The 26,240-nt window shown below is 59.2% G+C and carries 16 protein-coding genes; 7 read left to right on the plus strand and 9 right to left on the minus strand.

Translation table 11 applies throughout. The annotated features are described in order from the left end of the window. Positions 1 to 246 precede the first annotated feature (246 nt). Positions 247 to 2,592, plus strand: a complete 2,346-nt coding sequence (gene pvdQ, locus ACSFE6_RS04885) for a bifunctional acylase PvdQ (RefSeq protein WP_435426529.1) — start codon at positions 247 to 249, stop codon at positions 2,590 to 2,592. Between the two features lie 55 nt (positions 2,593 to 2,647). Here pvdQ and ACSFE6_RS04890 read toward each other — a convergent pair whose 3' ends face one another. From ACSFE6_RS04890 to ACSFE6_RS04900, 3 genes are all read right to left on the minus strand, one after another. Beyond that, positions 2,648 to 3,652, minus strand: a complete 1,005-nt coding sequence (locus tag ACSFE6_RS04890; protein ID WP_435426530.1) for a FecR family protein — start codon at positions 3,650 to 3,652, stop codon at positions 2,648 to 2,650. 95 nt (positions 3,653 to 3,747) lie between these two features. Beyond that, a complete protein-coding gene (locus ACSFE6_RS04895) occupies positions 3,748 to 8,508 on the minus strand; it encodes a dermonecrotic toxin domain-containing protein (protein WP_435426531.1) in 4,761 nt (1,586 codons plus the stop codon). 167 nt (positions 8,509 to 8,675) lie between these two features. Next, a complete protein-coding gene (locus tag ACSFE6_RS04900) occupies positions 8,676 to 13,322 on the minus strand; it encodes a dermonecrotic toxin domain-containing protein (RefSeq protein WP_435426532.1) in 4,647 nt (1,548 codons plus the stop codon). A gap of 379 nt (positions 13,323 to 13,701) precedes the next feature. Between ACSFE6_RS04900 and ACSFE6_RS04905 the strand changes: the two genes are divergently transcribed. After that, positions 13,702 to 14,745 (plus strand): Ldh family oxidoreductase, encoded by a 1,044-nt coding sequence (locus ACSFE6_RS04905; RefSeq protein WP_435426533.1) that lies wholly within the window; start codon positions 13,702 to 13,704, stop codon positions 14,743 to 14,745. Positions 14,746 to 14,876: 131 nt separating this feature from the next. Here the strand turns inward: ACSFE6_RS04905 and ACSFE6_RS04910 are convergent, their stop codons facing one another. Then, positions 14,877 to 15,194 (minus strand): DUF883 family protein, encoded by a 318-nt coding sequence (locus ACSFE6_RS04910; RefSeq protein ID WP_435426534.1) that lies wholly within the window; start codon positions 15,192 to 15,194, stop codon positions 14,877 to 14,879. Between the two features lie 163 nt (positions 15,195 to 15,357). On the opposite strand from ACSFE6_RS04910, the gene ACSFE6_RS04915 reads away from it, so the two are divergent. Beyond that, positions 15,358 to 15,612: a hypothetical protein gene (locus ACSFE6_RS04915; RefSeq protein WP_435426535.1), complete on the plus strand. Its 255-nt coding sequence runs from the start codon at positions 15,358 to 15,360 to the stop codon at positions 15,610 to 15,612. 3 nt (positions 15,613 to 15,615) lie between these two features. On the opposite strand, the gene ACSFE6_RS04920 is transcribed toward ACSFE6_RS04915, so the two are convergent. Further along, the gene (locus ACSFE6_RS04920) at positions 15,616 to 16,524 is read right to left on the minus strand and encodes a LysR family transcriptional regulator (RefSeq protein ID WP_435426536.1); all 909 of its coding nucleotides are present in this window, start codon (positions 16,522 to 16,524) and stop codon (positions 15,616 to 15,618) included. A 1-nt stretch (position 16,525) separates the two neighbouring features. After that, a complete protein-coding gene (locus ACSFE6_RS04925; RefSeq protein ID WP_435426537.1) occupies positions 16,526 to 17,701 on the minus strand; it encodes a GGDEF domain-containing protein in 1,176 nt (391 codons plus the stop codon). Between the two features lie 237 nt (positions 17,702 to 17,938). Here ACSFE6_RS04925 and ACSFE6_RS04930 point away from each other — a divergent pair, with 237 nt between their 5' ends. Continuing rightward, positions 17,939 to 18,862, plus strand: coding sequence for a carbon-nitrogen hydrolase family protein (locus tag ACSFE6_RS04930; protein ID WP_435426538.1), 924 nt, complete (start codon positions 17,939 to 17,941; stop codon positions 18,860 to 18,862). 118 nt (positions 18,863 to 18,980) lie between these two features. On the opposite strand, the gene ACSFE6_RS04935 is transcribed toward ACSFE6_RS04930, so the two are convergent. Then, a complete protein-coding gene (locus tag ACSFE6_RS04935; protein WP_435426539.1) occupies positions 18,981 to 20,414 on the minus strand; it encodes a nucleobase:cation symporter-2 family protein in 1,434 nt (477 codons plus the stop codon). Positions 20,415 to 20,633: 219 nt separating this feature from the next. After that, positions 20,634 to 21,527: a LysR family transcriptional regulator gene (locus tag ACSFE6_RS04940; RefSeq protein WP_435426540.1), complete on the minus strand. Its 894-nt coding sequence runs from the start codon at positions 21,525 to 21,527 to the stop codon at positions 20,634 to 20,636. Positions 21,528 to 21,628: 101 nt separating this feature from the next. On the opposite strand from ACSFE6_RS04940, the gene ACSFE6_RS04945 reads away from it, so the two are divergent. Both ACSFE6_RS04945 and speB read left to right on the plus strand, forming a co-directional pair. Further along, on the plus strand, positions 21,629 to 22,723 hold the full coding sequence (locus tag ACSFE6_RS04945) for a polyamine ABC transporter substrate-binding protein (RefSeq protein WP_435426541.1): 1,095 nt from the start codon (positions 21,629 to 21,631) through the stop codon (positions 22,721 to 22,723). A 10-nt stretch (positions 22,724 to 22,733) separates the two neighbouring features. Then, on the plus strand, positions 22,734 to 23,693 hold the full coding sequence (gene speB, locus ACSFE6_RS04950; protein WP_435426542.1) for an agmatinase: 960 nt from the start codon (positions 22,734 to 22,736) through the stop codon (positions 23,691 to 23,693). 202 nt (positions 23,694 to 23,895) lie between these two features. Here speB and ACSFE6_RS04955 read toward each other — a convergent pair whose 3' ends face one another. Beyond that, on the minus strand, positions 23,896 to 24,948 hold the full coding sequence (locus tag ACSFE6_RS04955; protein WP_435426543.1) for an aldo/keto reductase: 1,053 nt from the start codon (positions 24,946 to 24,948) through the stop codon (positions 23,896 to 23,898). Positions 24,949 to 25,117: 169 nt separating this feature from the next. On the opposite strand from ACSFE6_RS04955, the gene zapE reads away from it, so the two are divergent. Further along, a complete protein-coding gene (zapE, locus tag ACSFE6_RS04960; RefSeq protein ID WP_435426544.1) occupies positions 25,118 to 26,236 on the plus strand; it encodes a cell division protein ZapE in 1,119 nt (372 codons plus the stop codon). The last annotated feature ends 4 nt before the right edge of the window (positions 26,237 to 26,240 follow it).

Here is a 26,240-nt window from a genome sequence, read left to right on the forward strand (position 1 = left end):
CAAAAACTCCTTTTCAGAGCCTGATCAGGAAAAATGGGTGCTCTTACCTAACAAGACGTATGAGCCACGCAAATCATGAAGACTTAAATGTAGAAATTTCGTCATCGTGGCGTGACCGGTCTGTAAGCCGCCGTCAGGTTGCGGTCCTTTCTCCTAAATTTTTGCCGTTTATTTCGTCCCTAACAGGATGCGCAGTGCGTGTCAGTACGCAGAACTGTGACCATCGTTTTTCGATCAGGAGCGAGTGTGATTATTTCCAGCCAGTTAACCAGGTTGAGCCTGGCGGGTGTGTTTCTGGGGCTGAGTCTTGCGGCGAATGCGCGCAGCCAGCCAGAGCAGGCAAGTGCCGATATCCGCCGCACCAGCTTCGGCGTACCGCATATTCGTGCCGAAAACGAGCGGGGGCTCGGGTATGGCATCGGCTATGCCTATGCTCAGGATAACCTGTGCTTGCTGGCCAATGAGATCGTCACGGTAAACGGTCAACGTTCACGGTTTTTCGGTCCCGACCAGTTGACGCTGGAAGAGCGCGAGAACCTGGTCAGCGACCTTTTTTTTAACTGGCTGAACACGCCCCAGGCGGTGGCCGGGTTCTGGCAAGCGCAACCACCCGAGGTGCAGGCGCTGATCGAAGGCTATGTGGCCGGCTACAACCGTTCGTTGACGGAGCGACGGTCCAAGGGGCTACCACCGCAATGCCAGGGCGACTGGGTGCGGGAAATCACCACCCTGGATCTGGTCAAGTTGACCCGTCGACTGTTGGTTGAAGGCGGTGTCGGGCAGTTTGCCGAAGCGTTGGCGGGGGCTACGCCACCGGCGGCCGTCGCCTCGAATGCCAGCGAGAAGGCCGCGTTCCAGCTCGCCGACTCACGCATGCAGCGTTTCGCCCTGGATCGGGGCAGCAATGCCGTGGCAGTCGGCGGTGAGCGTTCCTTCAATGGGCGCGGCATGCTGCTGGCCAACCCGCATTTTCCTTGGGTCGGCGGCATGCGTTTTTATCAGATGCACCTGACCATTCCCGGCAAGCTCGATGTAATGGGCGCGGCGTTGCCCGGCCTGCCGATGATCAACATCGGCTTCAACCAGCATCTGGCCTGGACCCACACCGTGGACTCCTCCAAGCATTTCACCCTGTACCGTTTGCAACTGGATCCGAAGGACTCGACCCGTTATCTGGTCGACGGCCAATCCCTGCCGATGCAGAAACAGACGTTGTCGGTTGATGTGAAGCAGCCGGACGGCTCGGTGAAAGCGGTTTCCCATGTGGTGTACGGTTCGCAGTTCGGTCCGATCGTGCAGTGGCCCGGCAAACTGGACTGGGACAATCAGTTTGCCTATAGCTTGCGCGACGCCAATCTGGAGAACGACCGGGTGCTGCAACAGTGGTACGCCATGAACCGTGCCGACAACCTCAAGGATTTCCAGGCCAGCGTCCATAGGATCCAGGGTATCCCGTGGGTCAACACCCTGGCGGCGGACGATCAGGGGCAAACGCTCTATATGAATCTGTCGGTGGTGCCGAACGTCAATGCCGAGAAGCTGGCGCAGTGCAGCGATCCACGCATCGGTTTGCAGATGATCGTGCTTGATGGCTCCAACAGCGCCTGCGCTTGGGACATCGATCCGCAAGCGGCACAAAAGGGCATCTATGCCTCGGACAAGTTGCCACAATTGCTGCGCAAGGATTTCGTACAGCACTCCAACGATTCGGCGTGGATGGTCAACCCGGCGCAGCCGCTGACCGGTTTCTCACCGCTGATCAGCCAGGACAGCCAGCCACTGGGCCTGCGCTCGCGTTTCGCCCTGGATCGGCTGGCTACGCTGGCCAGGACCAGCCTGCTCACGGCTGCGGATCTGCAACAGATGGTGATGGACGATCAGGTGTATCAGGCTGCGCAAGTAATGCCAGACCTGCTGCAACTCTGCGCGGCGGATCCGGGGGGCGATGCGAAAGCCCTGGCGCCGCTGTGTGCCAGCCTCAAGGCGTGGGATCGCAAGGCCAACCTCGACAGTGGCCTGGGCTTCGTGCATTTCCAGAATGTCATGGAATCTCTGGAGCAGGCCCCGGACGTGTGGCGCGTGGCATTCGACCCGAACGATCCGCAACACACACCGCGTGGCCTGGCGGTCGACCGGCCGGAAGTGGCTCAGGCGCTGCGCCAGGCAATGCTGGCGTCGGTTGAACAGGTCAATGCTTCAGGCCTGAAGCAGGACAGCCGTTGGGGGGATATCCAAGTGGTTAGCAGTGGTGGCCGGCAAACGCCGATTCACGGCGGACCGGGAACGCTAGGCGTGTACAACGCCATTCAGAGCGTCCCAAGAACCGATGGCAAGCGCGAAGTCGTCAGTGGCACGAGCTACCTGCAAGTCGTGACCTTCGATGAGAAAGGGCCGCACGCCAGAGGGTTGCTGGCGTTTTCGCTCTCGAGCGATCCGGCTTCGAAATACGCCAGTGACCAGACCCTGGCCTTTTCGAAAAAGCAGCTGAGTGTGCTGCCGTTTACCGAGCAACAGATCACCGCCGATCCGCAGTATCAGGCGCAGACGATCCGCGAACAGGATGAGAAGGCCGGGACAGTGGCTAAACAATGAGTTGATGGGCGTTTAAACGATCGACGAAGGCCGCACCCCGCAAAGGGGGCGGCCTTCAGCTTTTCGGGGCGCGTTGCGGAATGGAGTTGAGGACCGGGTTGCCGTCCTTGTTGCGGGTGAGGTAGACCGGCAGCACCTTGGGCAGGGTCATCACCAGAGTGTTGAGTTCCTTGATGTTGTAGATGCCGCCGATGCGGATTGCACCGATGCTGTTGTCGGCCACCAAAAGCGGGGTATCCAGGTAGCGATTGATCAGAGGCAACGCATCGTTCAACGCCAGGTTATCGAGGACCAGTTTGCCGCTGCGCCAGGCCAGCGAGTTGTCGCCGTCGTAGGTTTGGCTGATCCGCGGAATGAAATCGCCCTGGCGATAGCTTGCCTGCATCGACGGCTCCAACCTTAGACCATCCCCTGGCAGGTCATCATTGCTACTGACCAATACCGAGCCTTCGATCAGGTTTACCTTCACCTGATCCTGATACATCCAGACATTGAATTTAGTCCCGGTGACCCGGATCTTGCCTTCGGCCGCCTTGACGACAAAAGGGTGGGTGGAGTCGTGGCTGACGCTGAAGAAGGCTTCACCTTTTTTCAGGGTGACTTGACGACGATCCTTGTAGTTGCTGTAGGTCAGTTCGCTGCCCAGGTTCAGTTCGACCTGGCTGCCATCCTTCAAGGTGACCTGGCGCACATTGTCACTGGCGTCGAAGTGCTGGTACGAATTTGGCACCCAGCCCAGGCTCCAGCCGCTATAAACCGCCAAAGGCAGCGCGAGTGCACACACGGCAGCGGCCATGCCAAAGGTGCGCCAGGGTGTCTGGGGTTTGGTTTGTATCAGCGGCACGACAACCGGTTCCGGACGCGGCAGATCCCCCGCGACTTCCCAGATCTCCAGCATCGCTTCGTATTCGAAAGCGTGCAGTGGATGCGCATCCAGCCAATGTTCGAATGCCACGCGTTCCTGTGGCGTGCAATCATCGGCGTGCAAGCGCATGCACCAGTGCGCAGCGGCATCGGTGATGGCGTCGTATTCGGCTTGGGAGGTAGCGTGGTCGGTCATGGACTCATCCTGATTTGCGCCATTCTAACCTTGAGGGCCGCTTGCGAGAACACGATCATGGCAATTAAACATCAAAGTGTGTTTATTTTTCTGAATCAAGGGACGCTCGTGTGTAATTGACGCCCCAGATGAGTGATCAGCCAGGTCACACTGTCGGCATTAGCGAGTTGGACCGCCAATCTGATCAATGGATCTTTCATAAAGCTCTGACGGGCATCGTCGAGGTTCGTTTTACCGGTCAGCTTCAAAACATGGGCTGCTATCGCACTGGTGTTTTCATAAGTCGTGCTTCCCAAGTCTTCCCACGTATTGGCATCCGGATCATAGACTGCAAACAGTTCGGACAGCGGGGTCTTGATCGACAACGCGCGGCTCTGAATGTCGGCCAGTTCATTTTTGAGCCCGGCTGCGCGCAGGTTGGTCGTTTCTATCAGATCAACGAACGGCCTGCCGGGATCGATGTAGGCGATATCAACGGTATTGCTGACGATGTGCGAAAGCTCATGGATCAGCGTCGACGCGCGGGCATGGGCGCTGATTGGAAAGGCGGCGTCTGATAGGTAGTTGCGGTAGTGGTCGAGATTGGGATGAAAGAACTTTTCCGCCAGATAGATTCTGCGTGTCTGGTCCCCCGGGACGGTAAACCCGAACGTATGATCTTTCTGCTCGAGCACTCGTCCAACCGCAAAACGCTGCGACTTCGGTTTTCTGAGAGAGGGCTCCAGCAACGCTTCAAAAATGTCACCGATGGCCTTTTCAATCATCTGCACGTGCACGGGCAATACGGTCGGTCCACCCAAAAAATCCGTGATGAGTTGGTGTACCGGCGTGACACGACTGCTGGTGGACTTGAGTAATTGCAAATTCCGAACGCTGTTCCACGCATAGCTGGTCGCCAGGTCCAGCGCTTCATTGAGCAAGCGTGCCTTTACGGGAAACAACAAGCGGATATCGGGCATTCCCACGGCATCGACGTTCATGCCCGCCCAGGCTGAAACAGCGGTCCCTATACGGTTTAACATGCCGAAACGGGGTAACGCGGTTTGCCGATCCAGAATCCACTGTTTCGCCGAATTCTGACGCAGATATGGCCCCTGTGTTTTAGAGTCGGTTATGCGCCAGCGCGTGCCCATTTTAGCGATCGGGTAGACGCGGCCTTCGACCGGTCCGTAGTGTTGTTTTGTTGTTGGATCGGTGTAAAGCCCCAGTGTCGGGTTCAGGCTCAACGAGCCCAAGTCGACGTCAGTGTTTTGGTAACGCTTCAAGCGTGTGCGATCGGGTGCCGTGATCTTGATGTCTTGCCATCTGATCGCGGTTTCCAGCACTTGCGGGATGTCCTCGCCTGGTGCCGATGTTTGCGGCATGCGACTGTCCATGGATTCGCGCAAGGTGGCCAGTTGCGCAATCGCGCTGATAAACGCCCTGATCGCCGCCCCCCATTTGTGTAACTGAAGGTCTTCGGCCGACTCCTTGGTGTCAAGGTAGCTGCGCCATACGGCGATTGGATACTTCAATTTTGCCATGAACAATGAGGTGGCCTGATCCAGCTCTTCGCCCAATAAATACTTGATGCTGTCCCATTCGCCCTGGGCATCGTTGTCCGACTGACAGCCCAACAGGCGTGCAAGCAATGCAGCATTGTCCTGAAACATCTGCTTGAACAGGTTTCCCCTGATCGGATTGGACGCCAGCGCGATCCCGTCGGACGCCTTGTCCATGGACGTCATCCGTGCCTTGTAAAGGGTCCGGTCAGCTGGCGGCAAGCTGTTGAGCACCCAGTCTTGCAGAGCGCCCGGTGTCATCAGTTCGCTTAGCAGCAGGTTTTCCCCGTCATATTCCTTCAAGCCATGGGTCGGGCTGCAGGGGGCGATCAGTACCTGTGGTCCTGAGACACTGCCTTTTTTGCCGATTAACCAGATACCGGACACCTTGATCGTCTGCCCGCTCCTGATACCACGCAGTTCAAGAGGGCGAATGATGGCATCGGCACCGTTGATCGATGCACGGGCGATGGTGTCAGGCATGTCCATGACCTGGCAGATCAGGTCAAAACCGGTGTCGCTCAAGCGCTCCTGAAGTTTTTCGCTGTGGGCGTAGTGCATCAATTGCCAAGGCAATTGCGCGTAAAAGCGGCGCTTGCGCTCCTCAGCCTGGGTACCGGATTCGGCGAACGCGGCTTCAAGAGTCGATCGATGGTGCTGTCCCAGATTCAGGTTTCGAATCAGACCCTTGATGTAGGTTTCGTCCATCGCTTGGGGAATGAGGACTGCATCAAGGCTCTCCAGGTCGAATCGCAGCTGATCGAGGTCCTTGTGGTGCATCAATGCAAAGTCGGTCAGGGTTTGCGGGCGCGCCGCCAGCATCCGGCGCGGTTTGATCCGAACCTTGTCCGGATCAAGGTCGAACGCGTCTGCCTTCAGTTGTTTCGTCAGTTCATGGTGAGCCGTGCGCGCCAGCGAGCGGACACCTGAGAGGTAGTCCTGATCGTCGGTGACGTTGTTGAGGTACTGCTGGAGCAGTTCGGCATGCAGCATCAGGTCTTTGACAGGCGCTTTAGCCAGCCAGGCTGGCAGTTTTTGTTGGGTGGTCAGTGAATGGGCGATGTCCGTAGCTCGCATCAGTCCGGTTTTCGGCTGGCGTAGCGCTACTGCGTTCAGGAGATCGGTCAGCGCCTTATGGGAGAGATTCGACGCCAATGCGTCAGTGATGCTCCTTTGGTCCAGTTGCAGATATGGCCGTTGAATGTGATCGAGAAAATATTCGTCAATGCGTTGCAGTGGCGCCAGGGCCCAGGTTTTCCCAGGCAAGCGCTCGTCAAGGCGGAGGTTTTCCAGAAGGCTGGAGCGAGCGTCATGGTCGTTCAGGCGTTTTTCGAGTTCGGTCAACAAGGGCGTCAAGGACGGGAACGCTTCAAATCCCAGCGCCGGAGTCCATGCGATCGCCTTGCCCGAATGGTTCGGGTCCAGGCCGCCTCGTTCGGTCAGCACAAAACAACTGGCGAGCATCAACAGGTCCGGGGAGTCGTCAGCCTTCAACTGCAGAGAAAACACATCCGGTAGAAAGCCGTTCAAGGCGGCTCGCTGCAAACGTACGGGAGTGTCGAGCACGGCCTTGATCATCGCCTGCTCTGTTGGTCCCAACATATGGGCTATGGTCCTCAGGTGCAGCTCGCTGCGCAAGGCGGTTGCCAGGGTATGAGTGAAGTCCGATTGCAGAGTCGATAAGGCTGAGCCGACGAGACGATGCGCGTCGCCGAAGGTGGATGTCGAAGCGGGGATGGCAGGAAACTTTTCCAGGCGTTGTTCGAGCGCCTGTTCCACTGAGGAGAGCTGCTTCAATTGCTCCTTGGCCGTTTCGGCACGCACGGTGGCCGGTTGCGCACTCCAGCGTCGGTCTACTTGAGGGCTCCAGCGCCCACCTGCAGGGGCGGCCAATAGCCGGTTATCAATCAGCCCGCGTACATCCAGTGCGTTGTCAAACAAGGCGTGCGGGTCCAACGTGCCTTCACTCTCCCGATAACGACTCAAGGCATGGCTAAGGTTCTGCCGTTGTTTGTCCAGAATGTCCGCCATCAACTGTTCGAACACCGAACCGGCAATCGGGACGCCGATGATCACTCGTTCATCCGGCTCCATAGCAAGAACAGTGCGGCGCTCGTCCAGGGACATGAAATTCAGCAGGGTGTCATCGTGCCCTTCGCTTTTTAGCATCTGCAGCACGATCTCCTTGACCGCGGGTAGGTTGCTTGCGGCTTCGATACCCCTGGATTGCGTGTAGAGATAGCCGAGGATGTCGTGGCTGCCAATCATCAAGCACCCGGCCAGGTCGGCGTAATGCTTGAAGGGCGCAGTGATGCGAACCCGTTCGATGCGCAGGGGATCGGTCGTGTCGGAGGTGAGGCTGACACTCAACAGTCGCAGATATTCCTGCGCGGTGAACACGCCGCCCTGGCGTTTAAACAGGAGGTCCAGGTGATAGGCGTCGTGTAAACACTCGGTAAAAAACGCCGAGCGTGACAGCCCATTGTTCATGGGCGTGTTCCAAAACGTCTCGATCAGGCTTTGCAAGTGTGGCGTCAAACTTTGTGCGATCTCCTTGACCGCACTTTTCCATGCCTTGTTATCTTCGTCGCTGCTCACGCGGTGCCGGGGATGAGAAAAGCTCAGGGGGATGCCGGTTGGCCACTCGTTGGTCAGGTAGAAATGCAGCAGGACTTCACTCAGTGACAGTGAGGACAGGCGGGTCTGGCGCTGGTCCAGTGCAGGGAATGTCTTGTGCAAGGCATTGCCGAGGCTGTCATCGAGCATCGATTGCAACGTTGGCAGCTTGACCAGTTCGTCCATTATGGACCTGATGTTTTGCGTCCGGTTGCCCTCCAGGGTGAGCCTCTGGTCTTCGAACACCGCACCAGAGATTTCTGACATGGAAATCTCTGGCGTGGAGTCGACGGAAAATGCACTGCGCTGCTCGACGGAAAGAAAACGCAGGAGTTCACGCTTGCCGGCGTCCTGTTCCAGCCACTCCTTGAGTTTGATCGTGAGGTCGTTCAAGTCAGCGAATTTGATCAGGCCTTTGCAGGGTGTATAGAGCACGACCTCGCCGTCGTTCGGTCGGCCCATGGCAAAGGCGCCGGCCAGTGGAGTGTCTGGCTTGCCCTCGGTTTTTAGCAGCAGCCGATAGACATGCATGGGTTTTACGTCGGTCTTGCGGGCCTGTTGGGTGGCTTTGTAAACGGTGTTGAGCCAATTCAGGTCATCAAGCGTGAGGTTCAGCGCTTTTTCGCGTTCGCCAAGCTGCCTGGCATTTGACCTGCGTTCTGCCTCGTCAAAAAAATAGGGGAGTGGGGTAGCCGTCATGGCTTGTCCTCGATGTGGGCGATCATCCAGTGATCGCAGGTGTGGGAGTGAGGACACTACGGGGGGTCGAAACGGGTCGTGCGGTACATATTTCTTGATCGCCATCTCTCATTGCACATCAGGGATGGCGCTGCGCAGAACGCCGGTTCTGCGCAGGGTTACGGTTGTCAGTCGTTCGCCACCGGCATCGGGTCCAGTTGTCGACCCATCTCGCAGAGCAGTAATGCTATCGAGTCGGCGTTACGCAGTATGATGTTGATCCTGTGTTCGGGATTATTGACATCCAGGAAGGCATCCCGGGCCAGCTCCATGGTTGGGCTTCCGGTTATTTCCTTGATCACTTCGGCCTCTTCATAGGCACTTGAAAGCGAGTCGAAGCTGAGCCAGGCGTTCAGCTTGGCGTTCCATTTGGCAAACAATTCTTCCCTCGGTGTACGCAACGACAGCGCTTCGTCCTGAAGCTCGATCTGGGTTTGTTTCATTGCCTGCCCCTCGCCGGTAATCGTCTCCACAAGATCGCTGAACGGACGCCTGGCTTCCACGTAAACAATGTCCACGGCTTTTTTTACTTGATGAGCCACTTCGTGGATCAGCCCGGCGGCCATGGCGTGGGCTTTGACATCGAAAGGTTCGGTCATAGAGGACTCATACCATTCGAGTCCCTGATTGAAAAAATGCTCTGAGAGGTGCACACGCTTGTCTGGATCGTGCACATTGACGAAGGCGACCACATTGGATGCCGGGTATTTGTTTGACCCCACCACCAGCCGATCACCATTGAGCAGATCGTTGTCAGGGTCCACCAAGGCCTTGCAGATGGGCACGATGACCTCGCCGATTTTGTCCAGAATGTCGGTGTCGACCGCGCTGACATCGAAGAATCTTTTAAGAAAGGTATCCAATCGTGTCACTGAAGGGTGGTTCTTTCGTACCCAAAGATTATGCAGGCTGTTGAACGCGTAATAGCGGGCCAGATCCACGGCCCTTACAATCATATTGGCTTTGTCCGGGAACTTGGCCCGAATGTCCGCCATGCCTCGCGCTTCAATGTTCAATACCTGGCGGGCTTCATGGCTGGCGGCGAATCGGTTGTGCATGGTCGACAAGGTTTTTCCGAAGTGGACGGTGTGGGCATCGGGATCAATGACCAGTTGCGTGTCTGAAGCAGGCAGCAGGACGGGACCTTCCTGCTCACCCTTGACCATCCGCCATACCGCACCGGTTTTTTGTACGGGATACACCTTGCCTGCAATGGGGGCGTACCGTTTTTTGCCAGTGGCGTCCAGATACATTCCGTTGGAGCTGTCTTTTCTCAGGTCCTTCAATTGGACGGAGGAGGTTTCAAAATGCTGCAGCCGGGTACGCTGGGGGGAAGTCGACCTTATCTGTGACCATTCGAGTGCGGTGACCGGTGTCGATGACGGTGTCGCTATCGGCGTTTCGGCTTCGGCCTCCAGCGACAATTTCCCCAGCGAGATCATTTGCACCGTACCGTCGATGAAGGTGCGCAAGGCTTTTTTCCAGTGGTGATCCTGTAGCGCCTCGGCCGAATCCTTGAATTTGTCGTAGGCTTGCCACAGAAATTTTCCGTAAGCGAGTTTTCCGGGCAAAACGCCTGAACCCAGTCTGATCCCGCTGCTAAACAAATGCTTGGCCGTTTCCCAGTCTGCAAAGCCGTCGGTTTCGGATCGACTGGCGAGCATCCGTGGCAGCAGGGCGGCGTTGTCATTGAACAGATGGGTCAGCAGATTTCCGCTAACTATATTGGACCCGAAAGTGATTTCACTCACCTGACTGGCCGTGGATTTGAACAGGTTGGCAAAACTCGTGCGCTCATTGTCAGGCAGGCGCCGCAGCAGTAAATCCTGCAATGAACCAGGTGTGTTGAATGCCGAGGCAACGCTGGCGTCGTTGTCGAACTCGGTGAATATCGAGCCACTGTGGTAGGGCGCATATAGGACCTGCGAGCCTTTTTGTCCTGTCCCCGGGCCGATCAGGTACAAGCCCTGGGCCGTGATTGCACTGGAACCAGTCGTTTTGATCAGTTGGAGCGGCCGCACAATGGCGTTGCCCCCCCTGACGGTAGCGCGAGCCACGGCATCGGGCATATCGAGCACCTGTCGAATCAGATCAAAGGCACCGTCGGACAACCGTTGTTGCAGCTTCAACTCGTGGGCGTGATGCAGGAGTTGCCACGGCACTTGTCGCACAAAACGCTGCCAGCGAGGCACGGCTTGGGTGCTGTCGGTCACCAGGCGGTCCTTCACCGGTTTTGCGTAGTTTTCTTGAATGTTCAGCGACAGCAGCAGTTGTCTGACCGCGGCTTGATCCAGATTTTCAGGCAACGGTCTGGTGGTTTTCGAGGCTACCTTGAACCCGGTGCCCTGGGCCACATTGACATGGTTCAGGGCAAACTCGGTCAAGGTTTGAGCCGAACCAGCGAGGGACAGGTTGGGGGTGATTTCGATTTCGTCAGGGTTCAGCGCCGTCCCGGAAAATCGACTGCGCAGCAGCGTTGTCAGCGTTTCATGGACATAGTCTTGAAGCGGCTTTATCCCATGCAGGTAGTCTTTGTCGTCGGGGACGTTGTTATAAAACTGTTCCAGCAGTTCGGCATGCAGTTGTAGCTCCTCGACGGGCGCCATGCCAAGCCAGGCGGGCAAGGACTGTTGGAGGGCCATCGCTTGGGCAATGCTGCTGGCTCTGCGCAAGTTGGTGTCGATGACGGATTGCGCCAGTGTTTTGAGCGCCTTTTCCTGTTGGCTGGCGGTCAACTTCCAGGCATGTACCAGCTCGCAGCGTTCCAGGAAGTGGTCAATGGCGGATTGCGTGATGTGCTGCAAAACGTTGCCCGGGATCAGTCGCAGCGAGTTGAGCGAGTAGCGTCGGTGAAATTTGCGGTGAACGGGAGAAAGATTCTCCAGCAGCGCCAGGCGCTTTTCGGAATCGAGCAGGCGCAGGTTCAACTGCTGTCGGGCACTGTCGACTGTCTCGAAGACTTCCAGTCCGGTCGACGGCGTCCACAGGATTGCGCGCCCGGAATGTTGTACATCCAGACCACCCCGCGTGGTCAACAAGACACAGTTGGCCAAAGGCTGAATGTCCTTCTCACCGGAACAGTCCAGGACCAGCGAGAAGGCATCCGGGTAAAACCCCCTGACCGCAGGACGGGTGCTGCGGTCAGGGCGGTCCGGATTGAAGACTGTGTCAACGACGAGCCAATCGGCGTTACGCAGTTTTCCAGCCAGTTCCCGAAGGCTCGCTTCGCCACGCACCCCTACAGACAGGGCGTGGGCCAACCGAGGTTTCATGTCCTCGAGGTAAAATCGTTGCTTCGCCAGCGTGTCCACCGGTTGTGCCGCAAACTCCGTGCGCAGCGGTGATTTGACAGCGTGAAAGGTTTTCACAAAAGCCGCCGCCGTATCCCCCAGAACCATGGAGGGTTGTTCACCCGACAACACGGGGCGTGTGCTCCAGCGTTCTTGGGTTTCCAGTGCCGGCAGTTGCGCACTGATCATGGAACGTATGTCCAGCGCCTTGTCGAAATAAGCCTGGATATTCACCACGCCGTCACTGTGTCGAAACACTTGAAAGGCGTATTCCAGGTTCTGCAGTTGTTTGGCAATGATAGCTTCGAAGAGAGCCGTGAAGATCGAACCGCTGATCACGGCGCCAGACACTTGGGGTTCATCGAAACCAATAAAACGCTGCCGTTCTTCCAGGCTCATGAGGTCGTAAAGCTCGTCATCATGACCGGCCACCGCGGATTTTTTTTGCAGGGTCACTTTCAGGTCTTGATAGTCCTTGAGCACCTCAAATCCTTTGACTGGCGTGTAAAGAAAGGCAGAGGAATTGCCCTGACTGATCATCAAGGTGCCAGCGAGCTCAATGTAGTTGGGTGGGTATTCCCAGAGACGCACTGTTTCGAGGGTAAGTATTGAGGGGACATTCGTCTCAGGCTCGATCAATGCCTGAAGGGCGTGGCATTGCTCAGGGGTGATGATCTCGGCTTCACGTTTGAGCAACAGATCCGCACGCGCCTTTTCGCCGATGGCCCGGGAGAAGAACGCCCGCCGTGTGGCCCCATCGGAACTCGCCTCGTTCCAGAAGCGTTGCAGTTGCGCGGACAAATGGTCGATGAGGCCATCGGCAGCGCGCTTGATCGCTGTTTGCCAGTGCCTTTGGTCGGTTTCCGTCGGCAGGAGTTGCGGATGAGAGTATTCGGCTTGTTGTCCGACCGGCCATTGCCGGTGGCGGTAGTAGGAAAGCACCGCCTCACTCAAGGACATGGAGTGAGTCCAGCGTCGGGATCCGGAACTGTACTGTTCGGTAGGGCCGGTAGGTGCTTGCGTATAGAAATTGACCAGGGTTAGACGCTGATCCAACTTTGGGAAATCCGTTTGCAGCAACGCCTCGAGCACGGTATCGAGGAGTGTGTTGAGCGTTGGTAATTTCAGGAGTTCGTCGACCATGGCCTGATCGTTGTCGCGCAGGTTATTTTCGATCACGTTGCGCTGACTCTGGAATATGTCCTCTTCGATGGACTGGAACGTGACCGTGATATCGGTGGCTTCGGCGAGCGTCTTGCGCGCAGACAATGACATGAACGCCAGCAGGTCATCGTCTTCCTCCGCGCTGTCCAACTGGTTCTTGATGTGTTCGGACAGGGCTGTGCGGCTGGGGAATTTTTTGATGCCAGCATACGGCGTGTAGAGAATCTGCCCCTTGTCACCCGGTGTCGCGCTCAACACGAAGCAGCCGGCCAGAGGGACAGGGAGCTTGCCGGTGCTAACCAGGATGCTTTCGGCGAGCATCGGTGGGGTCTGTTGGTTGCGCAACGCATGGGTGGCCCATTGCACGTGGCACAGCCATTCGAAATCCTGGCGCGTGAGTCCGTGGATTTTACCAAGCTCGGCCCAGTGGCCGGGTGCATGTCGGACTTCGGGCAAAAAAAGTGGAGGGGGGGATGCAGGCATTGTCGAGTCTCGTGCTTGGCGCGATACGGCGCCAGTGGATTGAGTGTCGAGACTAAAAAGGGGGGATGGGCCGCAGGTGGTAGATAGTTAATGCACGGTCGCGCAATGTTCGTGCAAACAGGCGCCATCGAAGGGTTGACAGGTCGCTCGCCACGCGTTGTTAATCGGCGGTCTACATACGCTGTTGCCCCCTCCAATAATTAGTCTGGAGCTTCAGATGTCTGCGCCACTCGATCATGTGTCTGCTGTTGTCTCGCAAAACCTGTCCCTCGCCGAGCTGACAGCCTTGCTTGAGAAGATATTCCTGCGTCACGGCACCTCGGCCGATGTCGCTCGGGTGCTGGCCGAAAACTGTGCCGGCGCCGAACGTGACGGTGCCCACAGCCACGGGGTATTCCGGATTCCCGGTTATGTGTCGACCTTGCAGAGTGGCTGGGTCAACGGCAAGGCCGTTCCGGTGGTCGAGGATGTGGCGTCGGGGTTTGTACGGGTCGATGCCGGCGACGGTTTTGCGCAACCGGCGCTCGCGGCGGCGCGGGCCTTGCTGGTGGAGAAAGCGCGCAGTGCAGGCATCGCGGTGCTCGCCATCCGCAATTCCCACCATTTCGCTGCACTGTGGCCGGATGTCGAGCCCTTCGCTTATGAAGGACTGGTGGCGCTCAGCGTGGTCAACAGCATGACCTGTGTGGTGCCCCACGGTGCCGATCGCCCATTGTTTGGCACCAACCCCATTGCGTTTGCTGCGCCGCGTGCCGACGGCGAACCGATTGTTTTCGATCTGGCCACCAGCGCCATTGCCCATGGTGACGTGCAGATTGCCGCGCGCAAGGGCGAGCGTTTACCGCCGGGCATGGGCGTGGACGGCCTCGGCCAGCCAACCCAGGACCCCAAGGCGATTCTTGAAGGCGGCGCATTGTTACCGTTTGGCGGGCACAAGGGCTCGGCGCTGTCGATGATGGTCGAACTGTTGGCGGCAGCGTTGACCGGGGGCCATTTTTCGTTCGAATTCGACTGGAAGAACCACCCCGGCGCCAAAACGCCCTGGACCGGGCAACTGTTGATCGTCATCGACCCGAGCAAAGCCGCCGGGCAAAGCTTTGCCGAGCGCAGCCAGGAGCTGGTGCGGCAGATGCACGGTGTGGGGCTCAAGCGTTTGCCAGGTGATCGCCGACATCAACAACGTGCCAAATCGCTGGACAACGGCATTGCGCTGGATGCACAGACACTGGCGAACCTGCGGGAGTTGGCGGGTCAGGATTAAAGCACTCGCCACTGTGGGAGCGAGCCCGCTCGCGAATAGGGAGTGTCAGGCAGAATAGATGTCGACTGACACACCGCTTTCGCGAGCAGGCTCGCTCCCACAGGGATCGTATTGCAGATTGCTGGCAGCGTTTAACGCCTTGCCAGCAACAACCCGACCACCAGGCCAAAACCGGCCGATACCGCCACGGTTTGCCACGGATGACCGCCGATGTAGGTTTCGGTGGCTTCGACCGCGGGCAGCGTCCGGTCGCGAACGCGGGTCACCGAGTCGCGGGCCTGCTGGAGTTTCAGGGCGATTTGCCCGCGCAGTGTTTCCGCTTCCTCACCCACCAGTGAGGCGCTGCTTTTAAGCAGTTTTTCCGACTCTTCTATCAGGGACTGAAGCTCGCTGAAGGCCTGATCCTTGATTTGTTCCTCAGCGGCTTGGGCGGCGGTTTTGCGGGCCATTGACGTACTCCTTGCAGGTAAGTGGACAGTGAACAATGGAGTGCGCCGCGATTGAAAAAGTTGCAGCGATTTTGCGCGCAGGCCCCATCCTGAAGAAAATCCTGAGCAGGAGGATTCGTCCTACAGTGTAAGATGTCGGCTATTTACGCAGCAGGAAATTCCCATGAGCTTTAATCTGGCCGAAAAATCCCTTGCCGAGCGTGCGGAGATCGAAGACGAAAAATCCCGCCTGTTCGAACTCTGGCAAAACAACCTGGGCAAGGCCAAGGGCGAGGCCGCGCGTTTGTTCGGCGAACGTGGCAAACGCAAGGGCAAATGGGCCGAGTGGGTACGCGCCGAGCTGGACGGCATGTCGCCGCCGGAGTTCTCGAACATGGTGCGCAGTGAAGTCAATCGCTTGATGGCGGCCAACAAATAGCGGCTAAGCAAAGCTCGCGATAATCGCTTCACGTACTTTCAACACCACCGGGTCGAGCTGAGCGCTGGTGCGCCAGCCGAGTTCAATCGGATAGCGCGGCAAATCCAGCGGGCAGGGCAGTAACGCCAGGCCCGTCATCGCCGCAATGCTGCGGGCCGCATGGGCGGGAATGGTCGCCACCGCCTGACTGCCCTTGAGCAGATGTGGCAGCGCGGCAAAGTGTGTGGTTGAGGCGCAAACCCGTCGACTCAAACCCAATGCCGCCAATCCCTCGTCGGTGATGCCGATAAACCCCCCCGACGACACCAGAATGTGTTCACGGCTGACGAACTCATCAAGACCGATGCTGTGCTGGCCCGCAGACAGGCTTCGGGGATCCACCAGACACGCATATCCGCCTTCACCCAGCACTTGGCGACTGAGCAGGCGTTCGGCAAACCCGCCGGCGGTAATCGCCAGGTCGATGCTGCGCTCCATCAAGGCCTGAGCCACGATCTGGCTGTGGGTCTGACGGAAGATCAGGCGCAGCTTTGGCGCGCTGCGGGCGACTTCTTCGATCAATCGCCGGCCGTGGGCAATCTCGAAATCGTCCGACATGCCCACGGCCACCGAGCGTCCGTCGTAATGGCTGGCATCGGGGGCGATCATCGCCAGGCTTTGGCGGCATTTGTTCAACGCATCGCTGACCACAGGCTTGAGTTGATTGGCCTTGAGCGTGGGCGCCAGGCCACGTCCGGTGCGTACGAACAATTGATCGCCATACACCTCGCGCAAGCGCCGAAGCGCCGCACTGACCGCTGACTGCGTCACGCCCAGGCGCAGTGCGGCGCGGCTGGCACTGGATTCCTCGTGCAGCGCTTCGAAGACTTTGAGCAGGTTGAGATCGATGTCGACGATGTTCATTGGGTTCACATTATTGAGCCGGGAAAGGCGCTTTCGCCAAGGTCGGATCGACCACGCGGATACGATTGCGTCCGCCACGCTTGGACTCGTAGAGCGCAGCATCGCCTTGCTCAAGCAGTGCCGCCAGGCTGGCAGGCGGTTGGTCGAACAGGTTGGCGCCGATGCTCAGGGTCACTGCCTGCGGCGTGACGAAGGTCTGTGCGGCAGTGTCGTGAAACTGCTCGCGCAGCGTGCTGCCGAGCGCCACGATGCGCTCGCTCGAGGCCTGCCTGAGCAGGATGACGAATTCGTCGCCGCCCAACCGAGCCGCCAGCGCACCTTCGGGCAGTACCGATCGAATCATCTCGCTCAGCGTCATGAGCAGTCGGTCACCGGCCGAATGGCCATACAGGTCGTTGACCAGTTTGAAGTTGTCGATATCGATCAGCAGCAGGGCGCCCGGTTGGGCAGTGGACGCCTCGGCCAACAGGTTCGGTGCCCGCAGTTCGAGGGCACGACGGTTGTACAGGGCGGTCAAGGGATCACGTTCGGCCAGCCGTGCAATTTGCTTCTCCCGTCGATAGCGCTCGGTGCCGGTCATCGAGAGCGCGATCAACATGATCGCCATCACACCCTCGACCAGGGAAATCTGAATGATCTCGCCACGCAAGGCGGCAAGATCGATCAGGGTGCCCGGAACGACGGCCGTCAGCGCCTTGGCGATGTAGAACAAACCGTGGACCAGCAGCACATAGCGCAGTTGTACCGCACCCACGCTCAACGACTTGCCATGGGGGCGCAGCAGGAAACTGGCCCTGAGCGACAACAGGGCGACCAGCAGCGAGTTGGCGACCAGCATGATCTTCGACCACGACGGCTCGTCCGGCAGTAACAGCAGTGCCAGCCAGGTGACAAAAATCAGGTACCAGGCACGAGACAGACGCACTTGGGTGAAGCGCGCCACGCCCAGCAGGAAACACCAGTGGGCCACCACCAGCAAGCCGTTGGCGAACCAGATGCCGATCAAAAAAAGTCCGCTCATGCGCAGCAAGGCCAGTGTCGAACCCACGGTAATGGTGGCGAAGCCGGCGCTCCAGAACAGCAGCGAGGGTTCGCGGATACTGCGCCACTCGATCGCCAGGTACAGCGCGGCGGCGGCTGCGAGGGCGACCGAGATGGCCAGCAGGGTGGGAGGGTCGAGCGCCATAGCCTTGTTGCCTGTCTGATATGCGGTGAAAAGCCGGGATTGTAAGCGTTTGCGCCTATTTTTCGCAGCGTTGCGCATATCCGCGCCAGGACTGGCTCGATAACGTCAAACGCTGGGTGGTCTTTCATTATTGCCGATATAAATATGGCTCATATCATTCAGCAGTGAATGGGGCTTTTTTCATGATCCCTTGGTGTCTGAGAATGAGCAACACCTGATGCCAACGGAGCTACCGCAATGCCAAAATCCATTGTTGCCGCACTGCAAATCGGCGCCTTGCCCGGCGGCAAGGCCGAGACGCTGGAGCAGATTCTGTCCTGGGAAAACGCAATCATCAAAGCCGGTGCCGCACTGGTGGTGATGCCCGAGGCGTTGCTGGGCGGTTACCCGAAAGGTGAGGGTTTTGGCACGCAACTGGGCTATCGGCTACCGGAGGGGCGCGAGGCTTTTGCCCGCTATTTCGCCAATGCCATCGATGTGCCCGGAGCGGAAACCGAAGCGCTGGCCGGACTGTCGGCGCGTACCGGCGCCAATCTGGTGATCGGTGTCATCGAGCGGGCAGGCAGCACGTTGTACTGCACCGCGCTGTATTTCGACCCGCAGGCGGGCCTGGTGGGAAAACACCGCAAATTGATGCCGACCGGCACCGAGCGTCTGATCTGGGGCAAGGGCGATGGCTCGACCTTGCCGGTGATCGACAGCCAGGTCGGACGGATTGGCGCGGTGGTGTGCTGGGAAAACATGATGCCGCTGCTGCGCACGGCGATGTACGCCAAAGGCGTGGAAGTGTGGTGCGCGCCGACGGTGGACGAGCGGGACATGTGGCAAGTCAGCATGCGCCATATCGCCCACGAGGGGCGCTGCTTCGTGGTCAGCGCCTGTCAGGTTCAGGATTCGCCGCAGGCCTTGGGCGTGGAAATCGCCAACTGGCCGGCCGATCGACCGTTGATTGCCGGCGGTAGTGTGATCGTCGGGCCCATGGGTGACGTCCTGGCCGGACCGTTGCGTGGCGAGGCAGGCTTGCTCACGGCTGAAATCGACACCGATGAGCTGGTTCGGGCCCGCTATGACTACGATGTGGTCGGGCATTACGCGCGACCGGATGTGTTCGAGTTGAGCGTGGATGAACGTGCCAAACCCGGCGTGAAATTCACCGCATAACCCCTGTAGGAGCGAGCCTGCTCGCGATGGTCGTCAACGAACACGCGGGGAACCTGACACCCCGCATCGCGCTCGGGTTCATCGCGAGCAGGCTCGCTCCTACAGATTATCGCCAGGCTCAGCCCTTGGACGGGACTTCCGGGTTTTCCATGACCTGCAGGATCGAGGCCTCCGGATCGAAATCGTCTTCTTCCAGTTCAATGAATTCTTCTGGCAGGAAGATATTTAGAACGATAGCGCACAGTGCGCCGACGGTGATCGGCGATTCGAAGATGTTGTGCAGTGCCTTTGGCAACTCACGCAAGACTTCCGGTACCGCCGCCACGCCCAGGCCCATGCCGATGGATATCGCCACGATCAGCATGTTGCGCCGATGCAGGCCCGCTTCGGCGAGGATCTTGATCCCGGCGACGGCCACGGTGCCGAACATCACCAGCTCAGCGCCACCGAGCACCGGTTTGGGCATCAATTGCAGCACCGCGCCGATCATCGGGAACAGCCCCAGCAGCACCAGCAGGCCGGCGATGAAGAATGCCACGTAACGACTGGCCACGCCGGTCAACTGAATCACGCCGTTGTTTTGCGCGAACGTCACCATTGGCATGCTGTTGAATACAGCTGCCATGGCCGAATTGAGGCCGTCGGCCAGTAACCCGGATTTGATTCGGCGGATGTAGACCGGGCCTTTGACCGGCTGCCGGGAAATCATCGAGTTGGCGGTCAGGTCACCGGCCGCTTCCAGCGGCGACACCAGGAAGATTACCGCCACCGGCACGAACGCCACCCAGTCGAAGGAGAATCCGTATTTGAACGGTACGGGTACGCTAACCAATGGCACGTCAGGCAGGCTGCCGAAATCCACGTGGCCCAGCAGCCAGGCGGCGGCATAGCCCAGGGTCAAACCGATGACAATCGCCCCCAAGCGCAGGAATGGCACGTCCACCCGGTTCAACACCACGATGGTTCCGAGCACCAGCGCCGCCAGGCCCAGGTGGCTGGCCGCACCGAGGTCCGGGGCACCAAAGCCGCCGGCAATGTCGGTCATGGCCACCTTGATCAGCGACAGGCCCATGAGCGTGATGATGGTGCCGGTCACCACCGGGGTGATCAGCATCCGCAGTTTGCCAATGAACTGGCTCAACACCACTTCGATGAACGCGGCGAAGAAGCACACGCCGAAGATCGTCGAGAGGATTTCATCGGTGCCGCCACCCCGGGCCTTAACCATGAAACCGGCACTGAGGATCACGCTGATGAACGAGAAACTGGTGCCTTGAAGGCACAGCAGGCCGGAACCGACCGGGCCGAAACGCCGCGCCTGCACGAAGGTGCCCAGGCCCGAGACGAACAGCGCCATGCTGATCAGGTATGGGATCTCGCTTTGCAGGCCCAGGGCGCTGCCCATGATCAGCGTCGGGGTAATGATGCCGACAAAACTGGCAAGCACGTGCTGCAGGGCGGCGAACACGGTGGCTGTCAGATGCGGGCGGTCGTTGAGGCCGTAGATCAGATCATTGTGGTGTAGGGCAGGGGGTTTTTCAGAGACGGTCATGGTGATGTGCGGGCCAGAAGGCGGGCCGGGTCAGAAAATGGAGGCGCAGGATGCCAGAAAGACCATATTGTGGCGAGCGATGAGCCTCTCGGAGCACACACTATCCTTGTGGGAGCGGGCTTGCCCGCGATATCGGTGGTTCAGGCGACATCTATGTTGGATTTGAAGGCCTCATCGCGGGCAAGCCCGCTCCCACAGGGATGATTGTTGTCTTTGAGATCAGGCAAACGCCGCCAGCAAATCCTCTTCAAAGGCTTTCTGTGCATCCCCCGGCACCTGTGCCCGATGGCGAGCCAGGTGAAACGACACGTCAAAGCTCATGCCCTCGCGGCGCACGGCCCGCAGCAGGCCTTTGTCTTCCCAGCTACGGGCAAAGTGATCGGGCAGGTAGCCGATATGTTTGCCTGACAGTATGAAGGCGAGGGTGCCTTCGACCTGTTCCGAGCGCGCCGAACACAGATTGCCTTGAAAAGGCTCATCGCTGCGCAGGAACCGGTAGGGGTGGTCGACACGATCACAGGCCAGCAATGCCTGCTCATCCGGCGCGTCATCGTTGAACAGCGGATGGCCGGCGGCGCAGTACAAATGCTGGGTTTCAATGAATAATTCACGGTAATCAAAGGCGCTTTGTATCTGCGAAAAATAGCCGATGGCCAGGTCCAGCCGCTGTTGCAGCAGCAAACGTTCCATCTCGCCGGGCATGGCGCTTATCAATTCGATGCGCACTGATTCGTCGCGCTCACGAAAGCGCCGGATTGCCTGGGCCACCCGTTGCAGCACCGATTGATCCAGCGCTTCGGACAAGCCCAGGCGCACTTCGCCGATCAGGCGCCCGGCCACGCCGTTGGATTGATGGCGGAATGCCTCGATGGACTCGAACAGCCCGCGAGTGGCGACGAGCAATTGCTCGCCCTTGGGCGTGATCTTGAATCCAGCCTTGCCACGGCTGCACAACCGGTAGCCGAGCCGGGTTTCCAGCTTGGCCATTTGCTGGCTGATGCTTGACTGGCTCAGACCCAGCTCGCCCTGGGCCGCACTGAAACCGCCGCATTCCACCACGCTGACAAACAGGCGTAACAGTTGCAGGTCCAGATCGTGGAGTTGCCCGAGCATCAAACATTACTCCTGGATAAAGTCAGGTTAATAATCTTTATATTTTACCAATGTATCCGACGCCGCATCCTGCCACCACTTCTTCCGGTCAGGTGTTCGTCATGAATTCCCTATTCAAGATGTGTTTCCCCGCGCTGTTCCTTGCCATGGCCGCCGCGGCCCAGGCCGAGGACAACGTCGTCAATCTTTACAGTTGGGCCGACTACGTCGCCCCCGAAACCTTGCAGCGTTTCGAGCAGGAAACCGGCATTCATGTGCGCTACGACACCTTCGATGCGCCGGAAGTGCTGGAAACCAAGTTGCTCACGGGTGGCAGTGGCTATGACGTGGTGGTGCCGTCGTCCAGCGTCCTGGCGCGCGGCCTGGCGGCAGGGGCATTGAAAGCCATTCCCCACGAGGGCCTGAAGGGTTACGCCAACCTTGATCCGGACCTGCTGGAGAAACTCGCCGCTGTCGATCCCGGCAATCAATATGGCGTGCCCTATACCTGGGGCACCCTGGGGCTTGGGATGAACGTCGAAGCGGTGCGCAAGCGCCTGCCGAACGTGCCGCTCAACAGTCTGGATCTATTGTTCAAACCTGAATACGCCAGCCAGCTCAAGGACTGCGGCATTGCGATCATCGACTCGCCCCAGGAAGTGATCGGTCTGGCGTTGCACTATTTGGGCAAGGATCCCTACAGCACCCATAAAGAAGATCTCGACGCCGCCCAATCCCTGCTCCACAAGCTGCAGCCTTCGGTGCTGTACGTCGCCAGCGGACGGCAGATCAACGATCTGGCCAACGGCAGCGTCTGCCTGGCCTTGGCGTACAACGGCGATGCGAGCATGGCCGCCGATCAGGCGCGCAAGGCCAACAAGCCCTATGAAATCGCTTATCGAATTCCGAAGGAGGGCACCCTCGTCTGGCAAGACAACCTGGCGATCCCCAAGGATGCGCCACACCCCGAGGCCGCGCGTCGGTTCATCGAGTTCATGTTGCGTCCCGAATCCGTTGCCGCGTTGACCAACACCTTGTTCTTTGCCACCGCCAACCAGGCCGCGACGCCACTGGTGGATGAAGCGGTGCGCACCGATCCGGACATTTATCCGCCCCTGGAGGTGCGTGAGCGGTTGTATGCCGACCGCAGCATGAGCCTCAAGGACATGCGCCAGCGCACTCGCGTGTGGACCACGTTCCGTAGCCGCCAACAATAAGGAAACCGAGATGGACGTCCCGATGCAAAACGATCAGGCGATGACCCGCGACAGTCTGTATGGCACCGCCGCCGAAAGCACCTACGCCGGCATCACCAGTTTCATGCGTCGTCGCTACAGCCGTGACTTGCGCGGCGTCGACGTCGCGGTCAGCGGTGTGCCGTTCGACACCGCCACCAGCAACCGCCCCGGCGCGCGCTTCGGGCCACGGGGGATTCGCGCGGCATCCACCGGGATCGCCTGGGAGCGCCATTGGCCATGGACGTTTGACCCGTTCGATCATCTGGCGGTCGTGGACTTCGGTGATTGCGACTTCGATTACGGCTCCCCGCAGTCGACTCCTGAATGCATCGAGGCTCACGCCGAGCACATTCTCAATGCGGGCAGCGCGATGCTGACCTTCGGCGGCGATCACTTCATCACCTACCCGCTGCTCAAGGCCCACGCCCGTAAGCATGGCCCGTTGTCGCTGATCCACTTCGACGCCCACAGCGACACCTGGCCGGACGAAGAGGGCAAGCGCATCGACCACGGCACCATGTTCTGGCACGCCGCCAAGGAAGGGCTGGTCGATCCGTCGCGTTCCGTGCAGATCGGTTTGCGCACCACCAACGATGATCATCAGGGCTTTGAGGTGCTGGATGCGCGCCAGGTGCATCGGCGCGGGGTCGATGCGATCGTCGAGGCCATCCGGGCGCGGGTCGGTGACCATCCGGTGTACCTGACGTTCGACATCGACTGCCTCGACCCGGCCTTTGCCCCGGGCACCGGAACGCCCGTGTGTGGTGGCTTAAGCACGGTGCAGGCGCTGGAGATCCTCGGCGGATTGCGCGGGATCAATCTGGTGGGTATGGATGTGGTAGAAGTGGCGCCGGCCTATGACAACGCGGACATCACCTCACTGGCGGCGGCGACGCTGGCGATGGAGATGCTGTGTTTGTACGCGGCCAAACATAAGGTCGACAAGTAACACACCGATCAATGTGGGAGAGGGGGGGGGGGGGGGGGGGGGGGGGGGGGGGGGGGGGGGGGGGGGGGGGGGGGGGGGGGGGGGGGGGGGGGGGGGGGGGGGGGGAGATGACTCTTCTGCGAAATCTTTTTCTCCCCCCCCCCCCCCCCCCCCCCCCCCCCCCCCCCCCCCCCCCCCCCCCCCCCCCACAGGGGTAACTGCGTCAGGCCACCGGGATTTTTGGCAGGTCGAGGGTCACGCCCCCGCTGAACCGTGCAAAGGAGCCGGAAATCGATTCGTGCGGCACGCCTTTTGCCATCTCGCTGACGCTATCAAGTCGCGCCAGTTGCTCGTCATTCAAGTGCACGTTCAGTGCTCCCAACGTTGCATCCAACTGTTCACGGGTTCGCGAGCCGAGAATCGGAATCAACGTCGTGGCCGAGCGCTTGGCCTGTTCGCGCAGCCAGGCGATGGCCACGTGGGTCGCCGTGGTGGACAGTTCCTCGGCAACGGCCAGCAAGGTGTCGAGGAGGGCGGTTTCACGGGCGCTTTTCTCGGCGTGAACCAGCATGCCGAGTTTACTGGCACGGTTGTCGCCATCGCTGGTGCGATATTTTCCAGTGAGGAAACCGCCACCCAGCGGTGACCACAGGGTCGCAGCCAGGCCCAGTGCTTCAGCCATGGGCAATTGCTCGCGCTCCGCGGTGCGCTCGGCCAGGCTGTACTCGACCTGAATCGCGGCAATCGGCGCAAAGCCGCGCACCTCGGCCAACAGGTCCGCCCGGGCGATGCGCCAAGCCGGGAAATTCGACAGCCCGGCGTAATGGATCTTGCCGGCTCGTACCAGGTCGTCGAAACCCCGCAGGATCTCTTCCATCGGCGTCACGCCGTCGCTCATGTGCGCCCAGAACAGATCGAGGTGGTCGGTTTTCAGTCGTTTCAGGCTCTCTTCCACGGCGCGAACCATGTTCTTGCGGTTGTTGCCGGTGTGGGAAATGCCAGCGGCCGGTGTCGTGCCCAGGGTGTATTTGCTGGCGATGACCAACTGATCCCGTTCCGCGGCGATGAACTCGCTGAGCATCGCTTCCGATTGGCCGCCCTGATAGCCGTTGGCGGTGTCGATGAAGTTGCCGCCGGCCTCCAGGTAACCGTCGAAGATACGTTTGGCTTCGTCACGTTCGGCACCGTGGCCCCAGCCGGTGCCGAAGTTGCCGGCACCCAATGCCAATTCGGAAACCCGCAGACCGGTTTTACGGCCGAAAACTTTGTAGTGCATGGAGTGACTCCTGTAGGTAAGGTCGATGCGTTTATAAATTACCAACAACATCTATAAAATATGATGTCAGTAATTTTGTGCGTCAAGTCACCTTTTCATTCGTTGATCAACGGTTGGCTGATAAGACATTTCACTGAAGACCTCGGCGACTGCTGGCATACTGCCGCGCATGAATGTCGACTCTCCCCTCAGTGCCTGGCAGCACGCCATCGAACAAAAGGGTTTCGTCCAGGACGAGGCTCAGGAGCATGCTGTCTGGGCTTTGCAAAAGTGCCATGAGGCACTGCATGAAGGCCGCACAGCGATCACCGGCGTGTACCTCTGGGGTCCTGTCGGGCGGGGCAAAACCTGGTTGATGGACCAGTTTTTCCAGAACCTGCGAGTGCCGGCGCGACGTCAGCACTTCCACCATTTCATGGGCTGGGTGCACCAGCGCTCGTTTCAGCTCACGGGCACGGCCGATCCGTTGAAGGCTCTGGCCCGTGAGCTGAGCGAAGAAGTGCGGGTGCTGTGCTTTGACGAGTTATTCGTCAATGACATCGGCGACGCGATCATTCTCGGGCGCCTGTTCCAGGTGATGTTCGAACAGGGCGTGGTGGTGGTTTGCACCTCCAATCTGCCGCCGGACCAGTTGTACGCCGATGGCTTCAACCGCGACCGCTTTGTGCCTGCCATCGCCGCGATCAAACAGCACATGCAGGTGATCGCGGTGGACGGCGGCGAAGACCATCGCCTGCATCCGGGGCAGGGCCTGCAACGTTATTGGGTCGCCGGCCCTGGGCAACCCAGTGCGCTGGACGATGTGTTCAAGGTGTTGACTGTCGGCCAAACGGTTTGCCGCGAACCGGTCAAGGTCGGTTATCGTTCCCTCGACGTGGTGCAGGCGAGCAAAACCGTGCTCTGGTGTCGTTATGCCGATCTCTGTGAGCAACCGTTCGCCGCGATGGATTTCATGGCCCTGTGCGACACCTTCAGCGTTATTCTCTTGGGTGATGTGCCCAACCTGAGCGCGCAAAAACGGGCCGGCCGTATTGCCCGGGGCACTGAAGACGGCGCCGTTCGGGTGGAGGCGGGGGATCGCGAATTGCCACAGTTGTCGGTGCATGACGATGGTGTGCGACGATTCATTGCCCTGGTGGACGAGTGTTACGACCGCAAGGTGCCGTTGTACCTGGAAGCGCAGGTGCCGATGGATTCGCTCTACACCGAGGGCTACCTGGAGTTTCCGTTCCGCCGCACCCTCAGTCGCTTGCAGGAAATGCAGCTGGAGCGTTTCGCCCAGGTTTAAGTCC

The sequence above is a fragment of the Pseudomonas baetica genome, assembly GCF_051216495.1.
Lineage (GTDB): Bacteria > Pseudomonadota > Gammaproteobacteria > Pseudomonadales > Pseudomonadaceae > Aquipseudomonas > Aquipseudomonas baetica_B.